We start from the raw sequence: 17,979 nt of genomic DNA, 5'->3' as shown, positions 1-17,979 counted from the left end.
CCACCCCCACATCTTCAACTCATACCCCCACCACACCCCCCCCCCCAGCCCCCCCGTGGGGGCGGGGGGGGGGGGCGCCGGGGGGGGCCCCCCCCCCCGGCACCCAGCACCCGGCTCAGGACACCGGGTCGGCCGTACGCACCTGGGTCACCTGGCCGAAGCTGTCGTCCGGGCCGTAGGAGAGGTCGAAGCCGGTACCGGCCACTGCCGTGGCGTTCTGCGTCTGGACGTGCCGCACACCCTGCTCGTCGGTCCACTCCGAGCGGGTCGGCTTACCGGACGCGGTCCAGGTCACCTCGACGGTGGTGGTACCGCTGTCGTCCGTCTCGGTGCAGTCCTCGGTCTCCTCCGTGAAGACACAGTGCCGGCGCAGCTCCCGGTACGCCAGGTCCGCCGTAACGGTGGTCACCCCGTCGACCGAGAAGGAGAAGCTGGTGACCGGGACGTCGTAGGCGGTCCGGGAGACGCTGTCGCAGACGTACGTCGTGTCGACCGGCGCGCAGTGCGAGTCCTGCCACTCGACATCGATCGTGGCCTGGCCGGCGGCCTTCACCACGTCGATGTCCATGCCGACGTTGTCGTCGCTGTTGCGAAAGAGGGCGTGGGCGTACTTGGTCACCGTGTCGGCCGAGGCCGGCGCGGCAGGCACGAGGGCCGACGCGCCCAGGGCGACGCCGGCGATGATCAGGATGTTGCGGATGCGGGGCACACTGCTCCTTCGAACAACGGAACCGGAGCAGCCACTGTAGACGCCCGTTCGGTCGCCCGCCGTCCCGTTTCCCGCCGCAGTCAGCGGCCGAGGGCGTCGATGTCGCGCATCTCCTCGGCGGTGAGCGAGAAGTGGAAGACGTCGGCGTTGGCCTGGATCCGCTCCGGGTGGACCGACTTGGGGATAACCACGATCTCGTGGTCGATGTGCCAGCGGAGCACCACCTGCGCCGGGGAGACGCCGTGGGCCTGGGCGATGCGCACCAGCACCGGGTCGGAGAGGTCGCTGGTCTTGAACGGGCTGTAGCCCTCCAGCACCACGCCCCGGTCCCGGTGGGCGGCGTGCGTCTGCCGGTCGTACAGCGTCGGGCTCCACCGGATCTGGTTGACCGCCGGATTCTCCTCGGTGGCCTGGATCAGCTCGTCGATCTGGCTGATGCTGTAGTTGCTCACCCCCACCGTGCGGACCAGGCCCTCGTCCCGGGCGGCCAGGAACTCCCGCCACACGGGAATGCTGTCCCCCGGCGCGGACGGTGGCCAGTGGATCAGCCACAGGTCGACGTAGTCGGTGTCGAGGGCCCGCAGGCTCGCCTCGATGGCCTCCCGCTCCCGGCCGACCTGGTCCGGCAGCATCTTGGTGGTGAGGAAGAGGTCCTCCCGGCGCAGCCCGCTCTCCTTGACCGCCCGGCCCACCTCCGCCTCGTTGCCGTACATGGTGGCGGTGTCGATCATCCGGTAGCCGGCGTCGAGGGCGGCGAGCACGGCGTCGTAACCGGCCCGGCCGGTGGCCTGCCAGGTGCCGAACCCGAGCAACGGGATCCGGACGTCGCCGGAGAGCGGGACGGTGGGTTGCTGCTCAACACCAGTCATGGCGGCTGTTCTACCCCTGATCGGGCCCCCCATGCCGGCGACCCGCCGGCGGACGGGCCGGACGCCGACGGCGGAAACGGGACGATCCGCACCACGACACCCCTGCGGAGCGCCGCCGCGTACCGGACAATGCGGGAGTGGCTGACCGGCTGGAGGAGTACCGGCGGAAGCGGGACGCGGCGCGTACCCCCGAGCCGGTGCCGGAACCGGCCCCGGAGCGGAAGCGGACCTCCCGGCGCAAGCCCCGCTTCGTCATCCAGCAGCACCACGCCCGCAGCCTGCACTGGGACCTGCGGCTGGAGCACGACGGCGTGCTGGCCTCCTGGGCGGTGCCGCGCGGCCTGCCCCGCGACCCGGGTCGCAACCACCTCGCCGTGCACACCGAGGACCACCCGATGGAGTACCTCACCTTCCACGGCGAGATCCCGGCCGGCGAGTACGGCGGCGGGAAGATGACCATCCACGACACCGGGACGTACCGCGCCGAGAAGTGGCGCGACGACGAGGTGATCGTGGTGCTCGACGGGAAGCGGACGAAGGGCCGGTACGTGCTCTTCGCCACCGGCGGCCGGGGGCGCGACTGGATGGTCCGCCGCACCGGCCCGGCACCCGAGGGCTGGACCCCGATGCCCGAACTGGTCCGCCCGATGCACGCCGCCCCAGGGAAGGGCCTGCCGAAGGACGAGACCGCCTGGGGGTACGAGCTGCGCTGGGCCGGGCTGCGGGCGGTCGCGTACGTCTCGGGCGGCCGGCTGCGGCTGCTCGACGAGTCGGACACGGACGTGACCGGGTACTACCCCTGGCTGCGGGCGATGGCCGAGGACCTGGCCCCCACCGAGGCGGTGCTGGACGGCGTGCTGGTCCGCATCGACCCGGCCGGGCGGGTCAAGCCGCCCACCAAGCGGGACGGCCAGTTCCTGGGCGTCGACCTGCTCTGGCTGGAGGGCGTGACCACCCTCGACGTGCCGTACGCCCAGCGCCGCGAACTGCTCGACGGTCTGGCGCTGGCCGGGAAGCACTGGCAGACTCCGCCGTGGTTCCCGGGTGTCGGCGCGGACGCCCTGCGGACCGCCCGCGAACAGGGGCTCCCGGGAGTCGTGGCCAAGCGGCTCGACTCCCCGTACGAGCCGGGTCGGCGCAGCCGGCACTGGCTGAGCATCGACCCGAGCTGAGGACCACCGTGCACCTGACGCACCTGGAGTGCCCGCGCTGCGGCCGGGAGCATCCGGCCGACAAGCTGCAGAACCTGTGCGAGTGCGGATCCCCGTTGCTGGCCCGCTACGACCTGGCCGCGGTGGCCGCGTCGCTGACCCCGGAGCAGTTCGGTCTCCGCCCGGCTGACCTGTGGCGCTACCGGGAGCTGCTGCCGGTGGCCGACCAACGCTTCGTGGCCACGCTGGGCGAGGGCTGGACTCCGTTGCTGCGCGTCCCCGGGTACGGCCAGGAGATCGGCATCCCGGACCTGATTCTGAAGGACGAGGGGCTCACCCCGACCGGGTCGTTCAAGGCCCGGGGCGCGGCGGTGGGGGTGAGCCGGGCCCGGGAGCTGGGCGTCGAGCGGATCGCCATGCCCACCAACGGCAACGCCGGCGCGGCCTGGGCGACGTACGCGGCCCGGGCCGGGATGGGCGCGACCATCGCCATGCCGCTGGACGCCCCGACCATCTGCCGGCGGGAGTGCCTGGCGGCCGGGGCCGACCTGCGGCTGGTCGACGGCCTGATCAGCGACGCCGGCCGGTGGGTGGCCCGGCTGGTCGCCGAGTCGGGCGGGCGGATCTTCGACGCCGGCACGCTGCGCGAGCCGTACCGCCTGGAAGGCAAGAAGACCATGGGGTACGAGATCGTCGAGCAGCTCGGCTGGCAGGTGCCCGATGTGATCATCTATCCGACCGGCGGCGGGGTGGGGCTGATCGGCATCCACAAGGCGCTGCACGAGCTGCGCGAGCTGGGCTGGGTGGAGGACCGGCTGCCCCGGCTGGTGGCGGTGCAGTCCACCGGCTGCGCGCCGATCGTCCGGGCGTTCGCCGCCGGCGAGCCGCGCGCCACCGCCTGGGCCGACGCGCGGACCGTGGCGTTCGGCATCACCGTGCCGGCCCCGCTCGGCGACGAGCTGATCCTCACCGCGCTGCGGGAGAGCGGCGGGACGGCGATCGCGGTGGACGACGCCGAGATCCTCGCCGACCTGCGTGACTTCGCCGCCAGGGAGGGGCTGCTGCTCTGCCCGGAGGGGGCCGCCTGCCTGACCGCCGCCCGGCAACTGCGGGCCGGGGGCTGGATCCGGGCCGGCGAGCGGGTGGTGGTGTTGAACACCGGCGCCGGGCTGAAGTACCCGGAGACGGTGGACGTCTCCGGGGTACCGCTGGTGGCGGTCTGATCCGCACCTCGATCCACCGGCGGCGGTAGCTGACGCGTCGAACCGGTCGGGGCACCGGTCGACCGCCCCGTCCCGGTCCGGATCAGGCCCGGCCGGTCACCCGGTGGGTGGCTCGTCCTGGCCGGCGGCCTCGGCCGCGTCGGCCTCCTCCTTGGTCCGGTGCACCGCGCCGTCGGCGTGATCGGGCGGGCCGTAGACGGTGTAGAGGACGAGCGGGTTGGGGCCGGTGTTGACGAAGTTGTGCCGGGTGCCGGCGGGTACGACCACCAGGTCGCCGGCGACGACCTCCTTCTTCTCCCCGGCCACCCGGGCCTCCCCGGTGCCGCTGACGAAGGTCAGGATCTGGTCGATGTCCTCGTGCACCTCCTCGCCGATCTCCCCACCCGGCGGGATCGTCATGATCACCAGTTGGGTGTGCTGCCCGGTCCAGAGCACCCGCCGGAAGTCCGGGCTCCTCTCGGCGACGGTCGCGATCGTGAAATGCTCCATGACGGGCACATACCCGATCGCCCGCACCAGTCACGCCGAAACTTGCGGATCGTGGAATTTGCCACCCGCACTGGTTTGGATCCCCTCTGGACGGGCATCCGCTGCGCCAGGACCGGTGCACCCTGGCCGGTCGAGCCAGGTCCCCGCTGTCGTACCGCCGTACGGCTGCGGTGGTGGGAGACGGCCAGAGCGCGGCGACGTTACGACCCCGGTCGAGCGGCGCCGTGCGCTCGTCTGCGCGCTCGCTCCGGCAGCCGGCCGGCTCAGTCGTGGGGGTCGGCCACCGGCTGCCCGCCGACGCAGCGCACCCTCAGCTCGTACTCGCCCCCGGGGCCGACGAACCGGACCTTGACGTGGTCGTCCGGTCCTGGTTCGGCTTCCTTCTCCCGGTAGCCCTGGGCGGGTGACCAGGTGACCAGGCGGGCTCCAGCCGGCCCGCACTCCGCCACCGCCGTGCCACCCGGGGTGGAGAAGCTGCTCCGGGCTCCGGTCGGGCGGCCGGTGGGCGTCGGGCTCGCCGAGGCCGTCGGGGTCGTGGTTGGCGAGCCGGTCGGGCTTCGGGTCGGCCGCGGGGGTGCCGGCTCGGTGGACGCGAGCGCCCGCTCGACCTCCTGCTGGTCGCGTACGCCGCCGGGGGTGCCGGCGATGCCCTTGCCGACCAGTTGGATCGCGCCCACCCCGACGAGCGTGGCGGCGACGGTGGTGGCCAACCACCCGACGGCGGCGAGGATCTGACGACGGCCCATGCGCCGAGTGTCCCCGAGGGAAGGTTAAGGCCGGCACCGGGGAACGTTAAAAGAGCCGGCGAGGCTCCGACGACGGCCGCAGCCGTTCGGCCGAGTTAGTCATCCGGCGGCGGTGGCGGTCGGCATCCCGCCTGGGGTCGGGGCAGGGGTCGGTGTGGCGCTCCCGATGGCCTTGACGACCGCGACGGCCACCGCCGTGGTCAGCGGGATCGCGAGCACCAAACCGATGGAGGCGACCAGCGTCCGGACGATCTCCTCGGCGATCTGGGCGGTGGTGAGCACGTTGAGCAGCGGGCGGTCGTAAGCGTTGATCAGCAGCAGGACGGGTAGGGCCGCCCCGGCGTACGCGAAAGCCATGGTGTAGACGGTCGAGGCGATGTGGTCGCGGCCGATCCGCATGGCACTGCCGAACAGTTGTCGGGCGGAGCTGTTCGAGCCCAGTTCGTGCAGCTCCCACACGGCCGAGGACTGGGTGATGGTGACGTCGTTGAGCACGCCGAGTCCGGCGACGATGACGCCGCAGAGCACGATCTCCGGCAAGTTGATCCGGGTGTCGAAGAGGGCGAGCGCACCGCTGTCCTGGTCACCGAGGCCCGTCAGGTGGGCGGCGCTGGTGGCCCAGAGCCCGATACCGGCCGTGGCCAGCAGGCCGAACAGCGTACCGATCAGCGCGGAGGTGGTGCGCACCGAGAATCCGTGGGCCAGGTAGAGGACGACGAACATGATCGCCGACGAGCCGACCACGCCGACCAGTAGGCCGGATTCACCGGTCAGCAGCGCGGGCAGCATGAACTTGACGATGATCAGATAAGCGAAGCCGAGCCCGATCAGGGCCTTCAGCCCGCGCATCCGGGCCACTGCGATGACGACCACGGCGAAGGCCGCCGCGAGCAGTGAGATGGGCAGGGTCCGGGAGTAGTCGTAAAAGGCGTACATGGCCGGGCCGCTCTGGTGGTTGAAGACGCGGACCAGCTTGATCCGATCACCGGGTTCGAGGCCGGCGCGGTAGACCTCCGCCGGCACGTCGACGGCCACGCTGCCGCCACTTTCCGGCCCGGTCTCCAACCGGGCCTGCACCGACGCGCAGGTCACCATCTGTTGCCGGCCGTCTGGTCCGGGCTGTTGACTGCCGGCGGGGCAGTCGTACGTCGCGACGCTCTGCACCGTCGCCTCGGGATGGCTCCGGCTGCGCGCGCTCGCGGTGGCACTACCGCTCGCCGGCTTGCCGTCCGGCCAGAGCAGCACCATCCCGAGCAGCGTCGCCGCGGCCAGCGGCGCCAGGATCAGAGTGAGCAGCAGCAGGGTCCGGCGTCGGGTCGCGCTGTCGCGGGACGGGTCGACCGGCGGCCGGGAGGTCGGCCGGGTGTGGGTGTGCATCGGTTGCTCCGGTGGGCAGCGAGGATGGGCGTGATCGGGGTGGCTGCGGGGACGAAGCCGAGCCGGGCATGCCGGGACAACGGCGGTGGCCGCCGACCGGAGGTCGACGGCCACCGCTTCCCATCGATGTTGATTACTGGATGGCTACCGTCTGCTTGTTGTAGTTCTTGCCGTTGCCGTCCGGCTTGTAGTTGCTCTCCACGTTGCCGGCGATGTCGATCGAGAACCAGTTGACGGTGGTGTTGCCCTTGACCGTGAGGGTCTGGTTGCCCTCCCGCATGCCGGCCAGCGCTAGCTTGGGGGAGTCGAACGTCGGTCGGCTGCCGTCGAGCGTGTAGTAGACGTTCGCCGGCTCGCTGGTGGTGAAGGTAAAGGTCGTGGCACCAGGTTCCTGCTTGACGGTCTTCAGCTCGGATCGCGGCTGGAGCTTGTCCGTCGCGTAGGACCGGGCGACATCGAGGATGGCGATGTTGCCGTTGGCGAACTCCATCGCCTCCTCGTGACCCTCGGCGAAGGACGGCTGGAAGCCGACCGCGGTGAACCGCTTGGTCGTCGGGTTGTAGACGTCCGCGCCGACCTCGAAGTCCCAGCCGATGATGCCCCGGTTGTACCAGTGCTCGTCGGCGCTGTTACCGGCCGCCGAGTAGAGCACGTCGGTCACCGGCCCGGTGCGACCCGGCCAGATCCCGGTGCCTCGGTGCTCCTGCACGCGGGAGAGGATGTAGTCCGAGGAGGTCCAGAAGAAGGCCTCGGTGCCCTGGTCCACCCGCGGCAGCACCTCCCGCCCGGCGGTCTTGTACGCACCCGGGGGCCACATGAAGTAACCACCGTAGGAGTGGTTGTTCATGGCGAACTTGATGTTCGGGAAGGTGTCGACCAACCACACCTCGTTGCGTGCTTCCGGCTCCGACAACTTGCTCGGACCGGCGTAGGTGTCACTGGTGCAGCTCGTCGAGCCCCCGTTGTAGCCGTCGTAGACCGAACCGATCGAGAAGTTCCGGTTCAGGTCCACGCCCCAGGCGTTGCGGTTGGCCGGGTCCGCCGAGGTGGCCGGGCAGTAGTTGGTCATGTTCCGGCGCTGCATGTTGTAGTCGTACATGCTGTAGTGCGAGCCGTCCGGGTTGACCGTGGGCAGGATGAAGATGTCCAGGTCATCGACGAGCTTGCGGGTGTTCGGGTCCTTCGCGTAGTTGCGCAGCAGCCGCTCGGCCGTCTCCACGCAGACCAGCGGGGTCACCCACTCCCGGGCGTGCTCCTGGCAGTAGAGGAAGACGCCGACCTTCGAGCCGTCCCGCTGCTTGCCGATCCGCAGCGCCTTCATCTGGAACGGGTCGCGGGACACACTCGCCGGGGCCTTCAGGTTGTCGGTCAGCCTGGTGACCGCCGCCGCGGCCACCACACCGGTGCCGGCGTTACCCCGGTAGGTGCTGGCGGTGAGCAGCTTCGCGGCGTCGGCGTTGCCGTTCACCGCGGCGACGACCTGCGCCGCGGTGCTGCTGATCGCGCCGGAGCCGTTGGTGGCCAGGTTCACCGTGACGGCCTTGCCGGACACGCCGACCGTCAGCGGGGCGTTCGCCACGCCCGGGTTGACCAGCGACATGGTGATGTCGTTGCCGCCCTCAGAGCCGTACGCCTTCGAGGTGACGTAGACGATGCTCGCCGAGGCGGTGCCGAACTGAGCCTGCGCCTGGCGCCGGTAGCCGTTCGTCTTGTATGGCAGGTCGATCAGCTGGGTCAGCTTCGGGAATTCGGCGGCCAGGCTGCTGATCCGCGCGGTGACCTCGGTCGGGTCCATGTAGTGGTCGACGAAGTCCGACACGTACGGGTGGTTGCCGGTGACCTTGCGCGGGCTGCCCAGCCACTTGCTCACGTCGACGGTGACCGAGCCGCCCTTGTTGCTGGTGATGGTTGCCTTGGCCGGTGCGGCGCTGATGGCCACCGGGTTGCTGAACCGGTGGTACATGTACTGGCCGGCGTCGGTGAACCGGGACATGGTGGCGGTGCCACCGGAGCCGATCTCGGTACCCGCTCCGCTGTCCCAGCTGGCCGTCAGCACGGTCGTCGAGTCGGTGCCGGCGCTCGACTTCACCTCAATGTTGAGGAAGAGCTGGTTGTCGAGGCTGGTGAACCACTCCGCGCGCAGCATGGTCAAGGTGTCCGTGCTGGCCGCCGCAGCCGTCAGGGCGCGCATCGTAGCGGCCCGTTCGGTCAGGTTCTCCGCGTAGTCGTTCTGGTCGGAAATGGCGTCCTGGACGTCGAAGCCCATGTCCCGCAACGCCTGGCTCTCCTCCGGGCTGAGGATCGCGTGCACCTCGATGCCGTTGTCGACCGGCTTGACGTACTCGGCGAGGTCGACACCCAGCTCGTTGAGCTGATCGATCCCCGACTTGTCGGCGACCACGATGCGCATCAGCCCGACGCCGTTCTGCGCACCACTCGACACCCTGTCGGGGGCCACCTCGCCGTCCGACGTCATCGCGAGGCCGGGGGCGCTGAAGGCGAGCGCCAGCGGTAGCGCGAGCAGGGCCAACCAGCGGCCCGTTCTGACCGATTTTCTGCTACTCCTCATGAGAGTCCTTCCAGGCAAGGGGGTTCCCGAGGGCCGCTTGGTGGGGAGTGTCCGGCACGACCTCCGGCTGCCACAGTTGGGCGGAAGTGTGAGCCGCCTCTCAGCCAGTGTCAAGATCAGTGGCGACAGGGCGGACGTTGGTCCGACCGATCGGAACGATCATCCCGACCGGGCTGCCCGCACCGCCAAGCCCTGGACCCGAGCAGCTCGAACCGCATCATTAGCCCAGCTAACATTTCTGCGGACTCAATCGGGCCTTCGGTCGAAGACCGGACCGCCTCGACAACCCGGACGAGGACTGACCCGGACGGCTCCAGCGGGCTACCGTGCACCCTGTGCCCCGGCTGCTGCTCATCGAGGACGACCTGACCATCCGTACCCCGTTGATCCGGGCCCTGCGCGAGCGCGGCCACGCGGTGGCCGCCGCCTCGACCGCGATGAGCGGGCTGCGCGACGCGCTCGACGACCGGCCCGACCTGGTCGTGCTCGACCTGGGACTGCCCGACCTGGACGGTCGTGAGCTGCTGCGGATGCTGCGCGCGGTCAGCTCGGTGCCGGTGATCGTGGCCACCGCACGGGACGACGAGAGCGAGATCGTCCGGCTGCTCGACGCCGGGGCCGACGACTATCTGGTGAAACCGTTCACCGCGGCGCAGCTGGACGCCCGTGTCCGGGCCGTGCTGCGCCGGTCGGCCGGCGACCCCGGGGCGGAGGACGCGGCGCTGGTGGTCGGCGGGCTGCGGATCGACCCGCGCTCCCGGCAGGTGAGCCTGGACGGCGTCCCGGTCGAGCTGACCCCGCGCGAGTTCGACCTGCTGCACCACCTCGCCGGTCGCCCCGGGCAGGTGGTCAGCAAGCGGGAGCTGCTCACCGAGGTCTGGCAGATCCCGTACGGCGGCGCCGACAAGACCGTCGACGTGCACCTGTCCTGGCTCCGCCGCAAGCTGGGCGAGACCGCTCAGGAACCGCGCTACCTGCACACGATCCGGGGAGTCGGAGTGCGGCTGGAGGCTCCCGGGGCCAGCCGGTGAGGGGCCGGCTGGCGCTGCTCGTCGCCGCCGTCAGCGTGCTCGTCCTGACCGCCTTCCTGGTGCCGCTGGCGCTGCTGCTGCGCACCGTCGCTGCGGACCGGGCGACCGTCCAGGCCACCGCCGACGCGCAGACCCTGGTACCGGTGGTCGGCACGGCCGACCCGGACACCATCCGGCTCACCGTCGAGCAGCGCGCCGCCGACTCGGGTCGACCGATCAGCGTGTACCTGCCCGACGGCGCGGTGCTCGGCACGCCGGTGCCACGGACGCCCGCGGTGGCGCTCGCCGCACGGGGGCAGAGCCTGACCGTCGAGTCGGCCGACGGCCGGGAGGTGGTCATCGCGGTCCGGGGCCGCGATGCCGGGACCGGGGTGATCCGGACCGTGGTGCCCCGGTCGGAGCTCACCGCCGGGGTGACCCGGGCCTGGCTGGTGCTGGCCCTGCTCGGCGGGCTGCTGGTGCTGGTCGGGCTGGCGGTCGCCGACCGGCTGGCCCGCACGCTGGTCCGGCCGATCAGCCAACTCTCCGCGGTCTCGCACCGGCTCGCCAACGCCGAACTCGACGCCCGGGTCACCCCGGCCGGGCCGCCCGAGCTGCGGGAGGTCGCCGGCGCGCTGAACCACCTGGCCGGCCGGATCCAGGTATTGCTACGCGAGGAGCGTGAGCAGGTCGCGGACCTGTCGCACCGGCTGCGTACCCCGCTGACCGCGCTGCGGCTGGAGGCCGAGTCGCTGCGCGACCCGGACGACGCGGCCCGGCTGACCACCGCGGTGGACGGCCTGGAACGGGCCGTCACCGGCCTGATCCGGCAGGCCCGGTGGCGCAGCGCGGCATCGGACGGCCGGGCCGGCTGCGACGCGGCGGCGGTCGTCGGCGAGCGGGTGACCTTCTGGTCGGTGCTCGCCGAGGACACCGGCCGCACCGTCACCCTCGACCTGGCGCCCGGCCCGCTGCCGGTCGGGGTGCCCGAGGACGAGCTGGCCGCAGCCGTGGACGCGCTGCTGGGCAACGTCTTCGCGCACACGCCGGACGGCACCCCGTTCACCGTCCGGCTCGCCCCCGAAGCGGGGCAGGTCGCGCTGACCGTCGCCGACTCCGGCCCGGGTCTGCCGTCCGGAACGGTCCGGCGGGGCGCCAGCCACGCGGGTTCGACCGGGCTGGGACTGGACATCGCCGACCGGGCCGCCCGGGCCAGCGGTGGCCGGCTGGAGCTGCAGACCGCCCCCGGGGGTGGAGCGCTCGTGCTGCTGCGGCTCGGGCCGCCCCGGCCTTAACCCGGGCTTATCCCGCGGGTAGCGCGCCGCTATCCACTCCGGACCGATCCTCGACGGCACAACCGAGGAAAGGTGGAGACAATGCGACGGACTTCTTTGGTCCTGGCGGCGGCCGGCGGGGCCGCGGTGCTGGCGGTGACCGGTGTGGCGCTGGGCGTGACCGCGGCCGACCGGCCGGCTCCCGGCCCCGCGCTCGCCGCAGCGACCGCCGACGACAACCCCAAGCCGGACGACGACGCGACGTCCAGCGGGGCGCCGAGCGGCACTGCCGACGGTGCGGTGAGCGGCAAGCGGGCGGGCGAGATCGCGCTCGCCCGGCTCGGCGGCGGCCGGATCGTGGAGATCGAGGCCGAGCTGGAGCACGGCCGTCGGATGTGGAGCGTCAAGGTCGCCAAAGGCGGCACCACGTACGAGGTGAAGGTCGACCGGGGTGACGGCACCGTGGTCGAGATCGAGCAGCGGCGGGCCGACGACGGTCGCCGCGGCGACGACCGCACCGCCGCCCGCACCGGCAGCGACGACCGGAACCACGACGTCGGCGACGACCACGGCGGGGACCGGCCCCGAAACCGCGACGACGACTGAGCACCCCTCCGCACAGCTCCGGGGTCCGGGCGGACATCGTCTGCCCGGACCCCGGAGTGCCAGCACGCAAGCACACAGTCGGCTCAGGAGGTGGTCAGGAATGCTGGTGTCCTGTCCGGCTACGCCCGCCCGCCCGTGCCAGCACCGCTGGTCAGCGGCCGTCAACGACGTCCCGATTCCGCCGAAAGTGTGGGCGTACGCGAATCGCCCGATACATTGAAGTATGGTGCCCGCCCACGAGGGTCGGGCGGCCGATGCGGTCTACCGTCCTGTACTCAATGGCCGCCGGGGTGAGCTGGAGGCGCTGGCCCATCTCGACGAGGTCACCGCTCCGCTGCTCGCTCCGGTCATCGACATCCACGCGGTGGAGCCGTACACCGTGGACCTTGTCCGCCGGCTTCCGGCCGGGCTGCTTCCCTCGGTCGATGTCTCGGCGCTGCCGGACGGGCCGCGCAGCGAGCTGGTCCGCTGGGGCGTACCGCTGGTGCCGGTGATCGGGCTCGCGGAGAGCCACCGGCGGCTGGTGGCGCACGGCGCCGCCGCGCGGGCGTACGCCCAGCGGGCGGTGCTGCGGCTGCGGACCGGGCAGGACCGGGCCGGGCCGGACGCGACGACCGGCGCGGTGGAGCGGGTGTGGCGGCTGGCCCGGCTGGTGCCGGAGCAGTGCGACCTGCTGATCGACGCCGGGGACGTCTGCTGCCCGGCGGACGTCCGGCTGGCCGAGCCCCGGGTCCGACGGCTGGCGGAGTGGGCCCGGCGGCACGCGTGGCGTTCGGTGACCGTGGTGGCCGGCGGAATGCCGCCGACGCTGGCCCGGCTGCCCACCGACGAACCGGTCCGCCTGGACCGCTTCGACTGGCAGCTCTGGCAGCGGCTGGCCGACCTCGGCGTCGGCTACGGCGACAACGGAGTCTGCTGCGCGGTGCCGGACGCGGAGGGGCCGGGCGACCGGCTGCCGACGCTGCGCTACACCACGGACGGGGCGTGGTGGCTCTATCGCTGGTCGCGGCGGGGCGGCCGGGGTGACGAGCGCTTCGCCGACCTGTGCCGCACGCTCGTGGCGGCGCCGCACTGGCCGATTGCCGGGGCCGGCTTCTCCTGGGGCGATCACGAGATCCTGCGCCGGGCCCGGCGGGGTGCGGGGGCCGGCTCGACGGCGAACTGGATCGCCTGGAGCACCTCGCACCACCTGGCGCACGTGCTGGCGGCGCTGCTCCCCGCCGGGCCGGAGCAGCGCGACGAGCCGTGGCACGCGGACGGGCCTGAGCGGGGCCGTTCCGGCCGGCCGCACCGCGGCGGTGAGACTCACCGCCGGGCCGGGTGACCGGTGGCCGTCACTCCTTTGTGGTGAAGCCGAACTGGACGATCCCCTCCTCGTCGACGACCGCGTCGACGGAGGTGTCGTTGAGCAGTTGGGCGGCGTCGGCGTCGAGGAAGATCCGGGCGCCCTGGGTGTCGACCACCTGGTCGCCCTGCGCCGGCTGCGGCACCAGCTCGATCGAGAGCGAGCCGGCGTCGGTGTCGGCGGCGATGCGCAGCCCGCCACCATCGGCGACGTCCTGCTGTTCGGCGAGGTCGCGGATCACCAGGACGGCGTTGTCGGTCATGGTCAGCATGGCGGACTCCTCGTGACAGGTTCGGGATCGAGGACGGGTCGACGCGGCCGTACGCGGCCGGGCCCGGAACCGGAACGGCGAATCACTCTTCGCCGGGGCAAATCTGGGCAGCTCGCACCGCCCTCATGGCCTACGGTGCCCCCTGCGCGGGCATCCGTCAAATAGAGCTGGATCAGTGGACACCGGGGCCGCGGGTGGGGCACCCGATCGGGTGACCAGGGGTTTTCGGGTCCGCGAAATGGGTACTCGGTGGAGTTTCCTCCGCGCTTCCGTCGGCGCGACCATTACGGCAATAACCTTCGCTCCAGAGCCTTCTCCGGAAGAAAACTCCATGGCAGCATCGGTACATGCATCGTCGTCTCTTTCCGCGGGCGCTCGCCGTGCTGGCCGTGGTCGCCACCGCGGCCACGGCCGGCGCCTCGACCGCCACCGCCGAGTCGCCCACCCCCGCGCAGACCCGGCTCAACGCGACCATCGACGCGGTCCTCGCCGACTCCCGGCTGGCCGGGGCGCAGGCGGGCGTGGTCGTGGTGGACACCGCCACCGGGCGGTCCCTCTATCACCGCAACGGTGACCGCCGGCTGATCCCCGCCTCGAACACGAAGCTGCTCACCTCGACCGCGGCGATGAAACTGCTCGGCCCCGGCCACCGCTTCACCACCGACGTCGCCAACGACGGCGTACGCCGCGCCGGGGTGCTCACCGGCAACCTGTACCTGCGCGGCGGAGGCGACCCGACCATGCTCGCCGAGAACTACGACGAGCTGGCCGCGCGGGTCGCCGCCGCGGGCGTACGGGTGGTGACCGGGACCCTGGTCGCCGACGACACCCGCTACGACCGCACTCGGCTGGGCCCGGACTGGACCTGGGACGACGAGTCCTACTACTACGCGGCGCAGGTCTCGGCGCTGACCGTGGCCCCGGACACCGACTACGACGCCGGTACCGTGATCGTGCACGCCGCCCCGGCCGGCGCGGCGGGCGCGCCGCCGGTGGTCACCATGACCCCGCCCAACGGCTGGCTGCGGATCGACAACCGGGCCGAGACGGTCGCCACCGGCGAGACGAGCATCTCCTTCGAGCGCGAGCACGGCGGCAACACCATCGTGGTGACCGGCCAGATCGCGGTCGGCGAGGACCCGGCGAGCGACTGGATGACGGTCTGGGAGCCGACCGGGTACGCCGCCGACATCTTCCGGTCGGCGCTGCTGCGGCACGGAGTGCGCGTCCTCGGCCGGACGGTGCTGGGCGAGGCCACCCCGCGCGACGCCACCACGATCGCCCGCCACGACTCGATGCCGCTGGCCGAGCTGATGGTGCCGTTCCTCAAACTCTCCAACAACGGCCACGCGGAGGTGCTCACCAAGGAACTGGGCCGGGTCCTGTCCGGCTCCGGCACCTGGTCCGCCGGGCTCGCCGCGATCGGGACGTACGCCGGCAACTCCGGAGTGGACACCGGCACGCTGCGCCAGCGCGACGGCTCCGGCCTCTCCCGACGCAACATGATTCCGCCCTCCCAGTTCGTGGCGCTGCTCGCCGCCGTCCGGGCCGAACCCTGGTTCGACACCTGGTACGCGGCCCTGCCGGTGGCCGGCAACGCCGACCGCTTCGTCGGCGGCACGCTGCGCAGCCGGATGCGCGGCACAGCCGCCGCGAACAACGTGCACGCCAAGACCGGCAGCCTCACCGGGGCGTCCAGCCTCTCCGGCTACGTCACCGACGCGGACGGGCGCCTGCTGGCCTTCTCCATCGTGCTGAACAACTACCTGACCTCGTCGGTCAAGGGGCTGGAGGACCAGATCGCGGTCGCGCTGGCCTCGTACACCGAGAAGGGGACGAGCACGGCGCGGCTGACGGTGCCGACGGCGCCGGAGGCACCGCGGGTGCCCGAGGGCAGGGAGTGCTCCTGGGTGAAGCCGATCGTCTGCTGACTCCGGTGAAGCCCCGGCCCGCGGGACGGGCCGGGGCTTCACCGGTCAGGCGCCGGGCCGGTGCGGGCGCGGCTCGGCGTTCGGGTCGCCGCGCTCGATCAGGGCGTCGATTTCGGCGGGCGGCAGCCCGTGCAGCGCCAGCACCCGCCGTCCCCAGCGGTGCAGCCGGCACGGGTGCGGACTGGCGTCATTGCGGCAGATCGTGCCGCCCGACCAGCGCTGCGGTGCATGCACCACCACCGCCCGGGCCGCGAACTGGGCGTCCTCGCCGGTCACGTACGGCGGCAGCGGGATCTCCCGCAGCACCGCGCCGGACGAGTCACCCGGGCCGGACAGGCCGACGGAACGGACGACGGAAACACTGGTGCACATGAGAACAACCTCCACAGGGGACGGTCGAACCGGGACATCGGGAAAGGTACGGCGGCCCATGGCGCCCCTGACGGACAAACTGTCCCGCCGTCACCGGCCGCAGTGCCGGCACGCCCGACGGGTCCGCAGGTGATAACCGACTGCGGCGACGCCCAGCCCCCAGCCCCACACCCAGTAGCCGGACTCGGCGAACCAGAAGAAGCCCAGCGGGTAACGCCCGTCGCCCAGGTCGACGGTGCCGGTCGCGGTCTCGACGGCGAGCTGGGCGAGCCCGACACCGAAGTAGCTGACCAGCCCCACCGCGAAGACGACCGCCGGTGCCAGCGGCACCAGGCGGGGCACCCTACGGCCGGCGAGCAGCCGCACCCACCACGGCCACACCGTCCCCCACCGGTACACCAGGGCCAGCGGCAGCAGCACCCCGGCGAGCAGGAACCCCACCTCGAACGCCGCCACCGAGGCGCCCTGCGCCAGCGGCAGGTCCCCGAAACCCACCGCCACCTGGGCGGCGAGCCGCACCAGGCAGCCGGCGACCGCCGCCCACGCCGCGACCCGGGCCCAGCGCGGCGCCGGCCCACCGGACCCGCGAGCGCGGCCGCACCGGCCGCAGTCCCCCCGGAATCGGCGAAGGTGCGCGAGCGCCGCCGCGTGCAGCAGCACGGCGCCGGAGAGCGCACCGGCCCGGCTGAGGAACCCGGCCAGGGTGAACGCCGGGCTGAGGTCGAGGACGAGGAAACCCACCAGGTCCAGCAGCAGCAGTGCGCAGGAGAGCAGGACGGCGGCGCAGACCGCCCAGGCCGCCGCAGCCAGCGCCGGCCGCCAGGCCTGAGCCCGGGCCAGCCCCACGCCGGCCATCGCCGCGGCGGCCTGGAGCGCCACGGACCACCAGCCGATGACCACCACCAGGTCGGTCCCGAGCGGCCCGAACGACGGGGGACCCGCCACCGCCCAGCCCGCGCGCAGCGTGCCGTAGCCGATCGCCCAGGCCACGGCGGCGTACGCCAGCCAGGCGGCACGGCGCCCGGTGGCGGCGGCGGTCGGCGGCGGCACGGTGAGCGTCATGCGTCCACCCTGCCGCCGCCGCGCCCACGGTCCCTCCCGACCGGGAGGGGACCGACTCCCCCGGGTGGGGGATCCGTCTCAGCCGGCGTCCTGGCGCAGCCGGGCGGCGGTGCGCGCGGCGCTGTAGTCCGGCCCGACGCCCGCCGCCAGGTCGACCAGCCGCGAGGCACGGAACGGCTCACACCCGTTCCAGCACCACCACCGGGATCTCCCGCTCGGTCTGCGCCTGGTACTGGTCGTACGCCGGCCAGATGGCCGTCATGGCGCGCCACATCCGCGGCTTCTCCCCGGGGCCGCCGGGGTCACTGCCGCCACCCTCGTCCTGTCCACCCTGGTCGCGGGCGTGGGCGGCTCGCCCGCGGGTCCGGCCCCTACCGGACGTACGCCAACACCAGCGCCAGCGCGGCCAGGGCCGCCGCCCCGAACCACAGCCGGCGCCGGCGCCGCCGGGCCCGGGCCACGCCGACCCGGGTGACCGGCCCGTCGGGGATGATCCCGACGGCCGTGCGTACCTTGGCGGCCGCCGGACCGAGCAACTCGGCGAGTCGACCTCCGACGCTCCGCGACGAGTGCGGGGCCGGCGCCACGGCGCCGGGCCGCGGCCCGGTGACCGGCGGTGCGGCCGGCTCGGCCGGGGACCTGAACGGCTCGGAGTCACCCTCCCCGGGCCGGTCGATCACGATCACCGGTTGAGCGTGGGCGCGGACGAGCGACGGATCGAGGTGGTCGCGGACCGGCGCCGGATCAGACGCAGGCTCGCCGTCGGCGGGCAGCCGCCGCGGCACGGTCAACGCCTGCTCCGGTGCGCGCGCCGGTTCGGCCGATACGGCGGGCAGCCAGCCACCCACCCGGATACCGGTCTGCGTGACTTCGTCCTCAGCCACCGATCCCTCCCTCGGCCACCGGCGCCGGCGGTCGCCCCCGTGACCCGCCGCAGGGAGGATGACACACGCCCCGATCGTCGAGTAGCCGTCG

At 72.7% G+C, this 17,979-nt stretch carries 17 protein-coding genes and 1 pseudogene; 7 read left to right on the top strand and 11 right to left on the bottom strand.

All coding sequences use genetic code 11. The features are described 5' to 3' along the window. Positions 1 to 115: 115 nt before the first annotated feature. Positions 116 to 709 carry a hypothetical protein gene (locus tag ACFYM6_RS09955; RefSeq protein WP_387274054.1) on the bottom strand — a complete coding sequence of 198 codons (594 nt, stop codon included), beginning with the start codon at positions 707 to 709 and terminating at the stop codon, positions 116 to 118. A gap of 80 nt (positions 710 to 789) precedes the next feature. Beyond that, positions 790 to 1,578: an aldo/keto reductase gene (locus tag ACFYM6_RS09950; protein ID WP_387274052.1), complete on the bottom strand. Its 789-nt coding sequence runs from the start codon at positions 1,576 to 1,578 to the stop codon at positions 790 to 792. Positions 1,579 to 1,715: 137 nt separating this feature from the next. Between ACFYM6_RS09950 and ACFYM6_RS09945 the strand changes: the two genes are divergently transcribed. Continuing rightward, positions 1,716 to 2,750, top strand: a complete 1,035-nt coding sequence (locus ACFYM6_RS09945) for a DNA polymerase ligase N-terminal domain-containing protein (protein ID WP_387274050.1) — start codon at positions 1,716 to 1,718, stop codon at positions 2,748 to 2,750. A gap of 8 nt (positions 2,751 to 2,758) precedes the next feature. Continuing rightward, positions 2,759 to 3,952 carry a threonine synthase gene (locus tag ACFYM6_RS09940; protein WP_387274049.1) on the top strand — a complete coding sequence of 398 codons (1,194 nt, stop codon included), beginning with the start codon at positions 2,759 to 2,761 and terminating at the stop codon, positions 3,950 to 3,952. A 96-nt stretch (positions 3,953 to 4,048) separates the two neighbouring features. On the opposite strand, the gene ACFYM6_RS09935 is transcribed toward ACFYM6_RS09940, so the two are convergent. The 4 genes from ACFYM6_RS09935 to ACFYM6_RS09920 all read right to left on the bottom strand — a co-directional run bounded on the left by ACFYM6_RS09935 (position 4,049) and on the right by ACFYM6_RS09920 (position 9,133). Further along, positions 4,049 to 4,441, bottom strand: coding sequence for a cupin domain-containing protein (locus ACFYM6_RS09935; RefSeq protein WP_387274047.1), 393 nt, complete (start codon positions 4,439 to 4,441; stop codon positions 4,049 to 4,051). Between the two features lie 263 nt (positions 4,442 to 4,704). Beyond that, on the bottom strand, positions 4,705 to 5,187 hold the full coding sequence (locus ACFYM6_RS09930) for a septum formation initiator (protein WP_387274045.1): 483 nt from the start codon (positions 5,185 to 5,187) through the stop codon (positions 4,705 to 4,707). Between the two features lie 99 nt (positions 5,188 to 5,286). After that, positions 5,287 to 6,564 carry a YibE/F family protein gene (locus ACFYM6_RS09925; RefSeq protein WP_387274043.1) on the bottom strand — a complete coding sequence of 426 codons (1,278 nt, stop codon included), beginning with the start codon at positions 6,562 to 6,564 and terminating at the stop codon, positions 5,287 to 5,289. Between the two features lie 133 nt (positions 6,565 to 6,697). Beyond that, on the bottom strand, positions 6,698 to 9,133 hold the full coding sequence (locus ACFYM6_RS09920) for a M14 family zinc carboxypeptidase (protein WP_387274041.1): 2,436 nt from the start codon (positions 9,131 to 9,133) through the stop codon (positions 6,698 to 6,700). Between the two features lie 335 nt (positions 9,134 to 9,468). Here ACFYM6_RS09920 and ACFYM6_RS09915 point away from each other — a divergent pair, with 335 nt between their 5' ends. The 4 genes from ACFYM6_RS09915 (at position 9,469) to ACFYM6_RS09900 (ending at position 13,347) form a co-directional block, all read left to right on the top strand. Next, entirely contained in the window at positions 9,469 to 10,164 is a 696-nt protein-coding gene (locus tag ACFYM6_RS09915) for a response regulator transcription factor (RefSeq protein WP_387274039.1), read from the top strand. Then, on the top strand, positions 10,161 to 11,438 hold the full coding sequence (locus ACFYM6_RS09910; RefSeq protein WP_387274037.1) for an ATP-binding protein: 1,278 nt from the start codon (positions 10,161 to 10,163) through the stop codon (positions 11,436 to 11,438). Before ACFYM6_RS09915 ends, ACFYM6_RS09910 begins: the two co-directional genes overlap by 4 nt. Positions 11,439 to 11,519: 81 nt before the next feature. Continuing rightward, a complete protein-coding gene (locus ACFYM6_RS09905) occupies positions 11,520 to 12,023 on the top strand; it encodes a PepSY domain-containing protein (RefSeq protein WP_387274035.1) in 504 nt (167 codons plus the stop codon). A gap of 223 nt (positions 12,024 to 12,246) precedes the next feature. Next, on the top strand, positions 12,247 to 13,347 hold the full coding sequence (locus ACFYM6_RS09900) for a hypothetical protein (protein ID WP_387274034.1): 1,101 nt from the start codon (positions 12,247 to 12,249) through the stop codon (positions 13,345 to 13,347). 10 nt (positions 13,348 to 13,357) lie between these two features. Here ACFYM6_RS09900 and ACFYM6_RS09895 read toward each other — a convergent pair whose 3' ends face one another. Beyond that, positions 13,358 to 13,639: an iron-sulfur cluster assembly accessory protein gene (locus ACFYM6_RS09895; RefSeq protein WP_073832335.1), complete on the bottom strand. Its 282-nt coding sequence runs from the start codon at positions 13,637 to 13,639 to the stop codon at positions 13,358 to 13,360. A 347-nt stretch (positions 13,640 to 13,986) separates the two neighbouring features. Between ACFYM6_RS09895 and dacB the strand changes: the two genes are divergently transcribed. After that, positions 13,987 to 15,570, top strand: a complete 1,584-nt coding sequence (gene dacB / locus ACFYM6_RS09890) for a D-alanyl-D-alanine carboxypeptidase/D-alanyl-D-alanine-endopeptidase (protein WP_387274032.1) — start codon at positions 13,987 to 13,989, stop codon at positions 15,568 to 15,570. A 45-nt stretch (positions 15,571 to 15,615) separates the two neighbouring features. Here the strand turns inward: dacB and ACFYM6_RS09885 are convergent, their stop codons facing one another. The 4 genes and pseudogenes from ACFYM6_RS09885 to ACFYM6_RS09870 all read right to left on the bottom strand — a co-directional run bounded on the left by ACFYM6_RS09885 (position 15,616) and on the right by ACFYM6_RS09870 (position 17,888). Beyond that, positions 15,616 to 15,942 (bottom strand): hypothetical protein, encoded by a 327-nt coding sequence (locus ACFYM6_RS09885; RefSeq protein ID WP_387274030.1) that lies wholly within the window; start codon positions 15,940 to 15,942, stop codon positions 15,616 to 15,618. Between the two features lie 90 nt (positions 15,943 to 16,032). Then, complete coding sequence (locus ACFYM6_RS09880; RefSeq protein ID WP_387274028.1) at positions 16,033 to 17,004, bottom strand: hypothetical protein; 972 nt, start codon at positions 17,002 to 17,004, stop codon at positions 16,033 to 16,035. Between the two features lie 178 nt (positions 17,005 to 17,182). Next, positions 17,183 to 17,296 (bottom strand): annotated as a pseudogene (locus ACFYM6_RS09875) (nitroreductase/quinone reductase family protein); the annotation flags it as partial. Between the two features lie 79 nt (positions 17,297 to 17,375). Beyond that, positions 17,376 to 17,888: a hypothetical protein gene (locus ACFYM6_RS09870; RefSeq protein ID WP_387274579.1), complete on the bottom strand. Its 513-nt coding sequence runs from the start codon at positions 17,886 to 17,888 to the stop codon at positions 17,376 to 17,378. Positions 17,889 to 17,979 lie beyond the last annotated feature (91 nt).

The organism is Micromonospora sp. NPDC006431 (assembly GCF_042870725.1).
Classification (GTDB): Bacteria; Actinomycetota; Actinomycetes; order Mycobacteriales; family Micromonosporaceae; genus Micromonospora.
The sequence above is the reverse complement of the archived record's forward strand: the minus strand, read 5'-3'. Positions and strand labels throughout refer to the sequence as shown.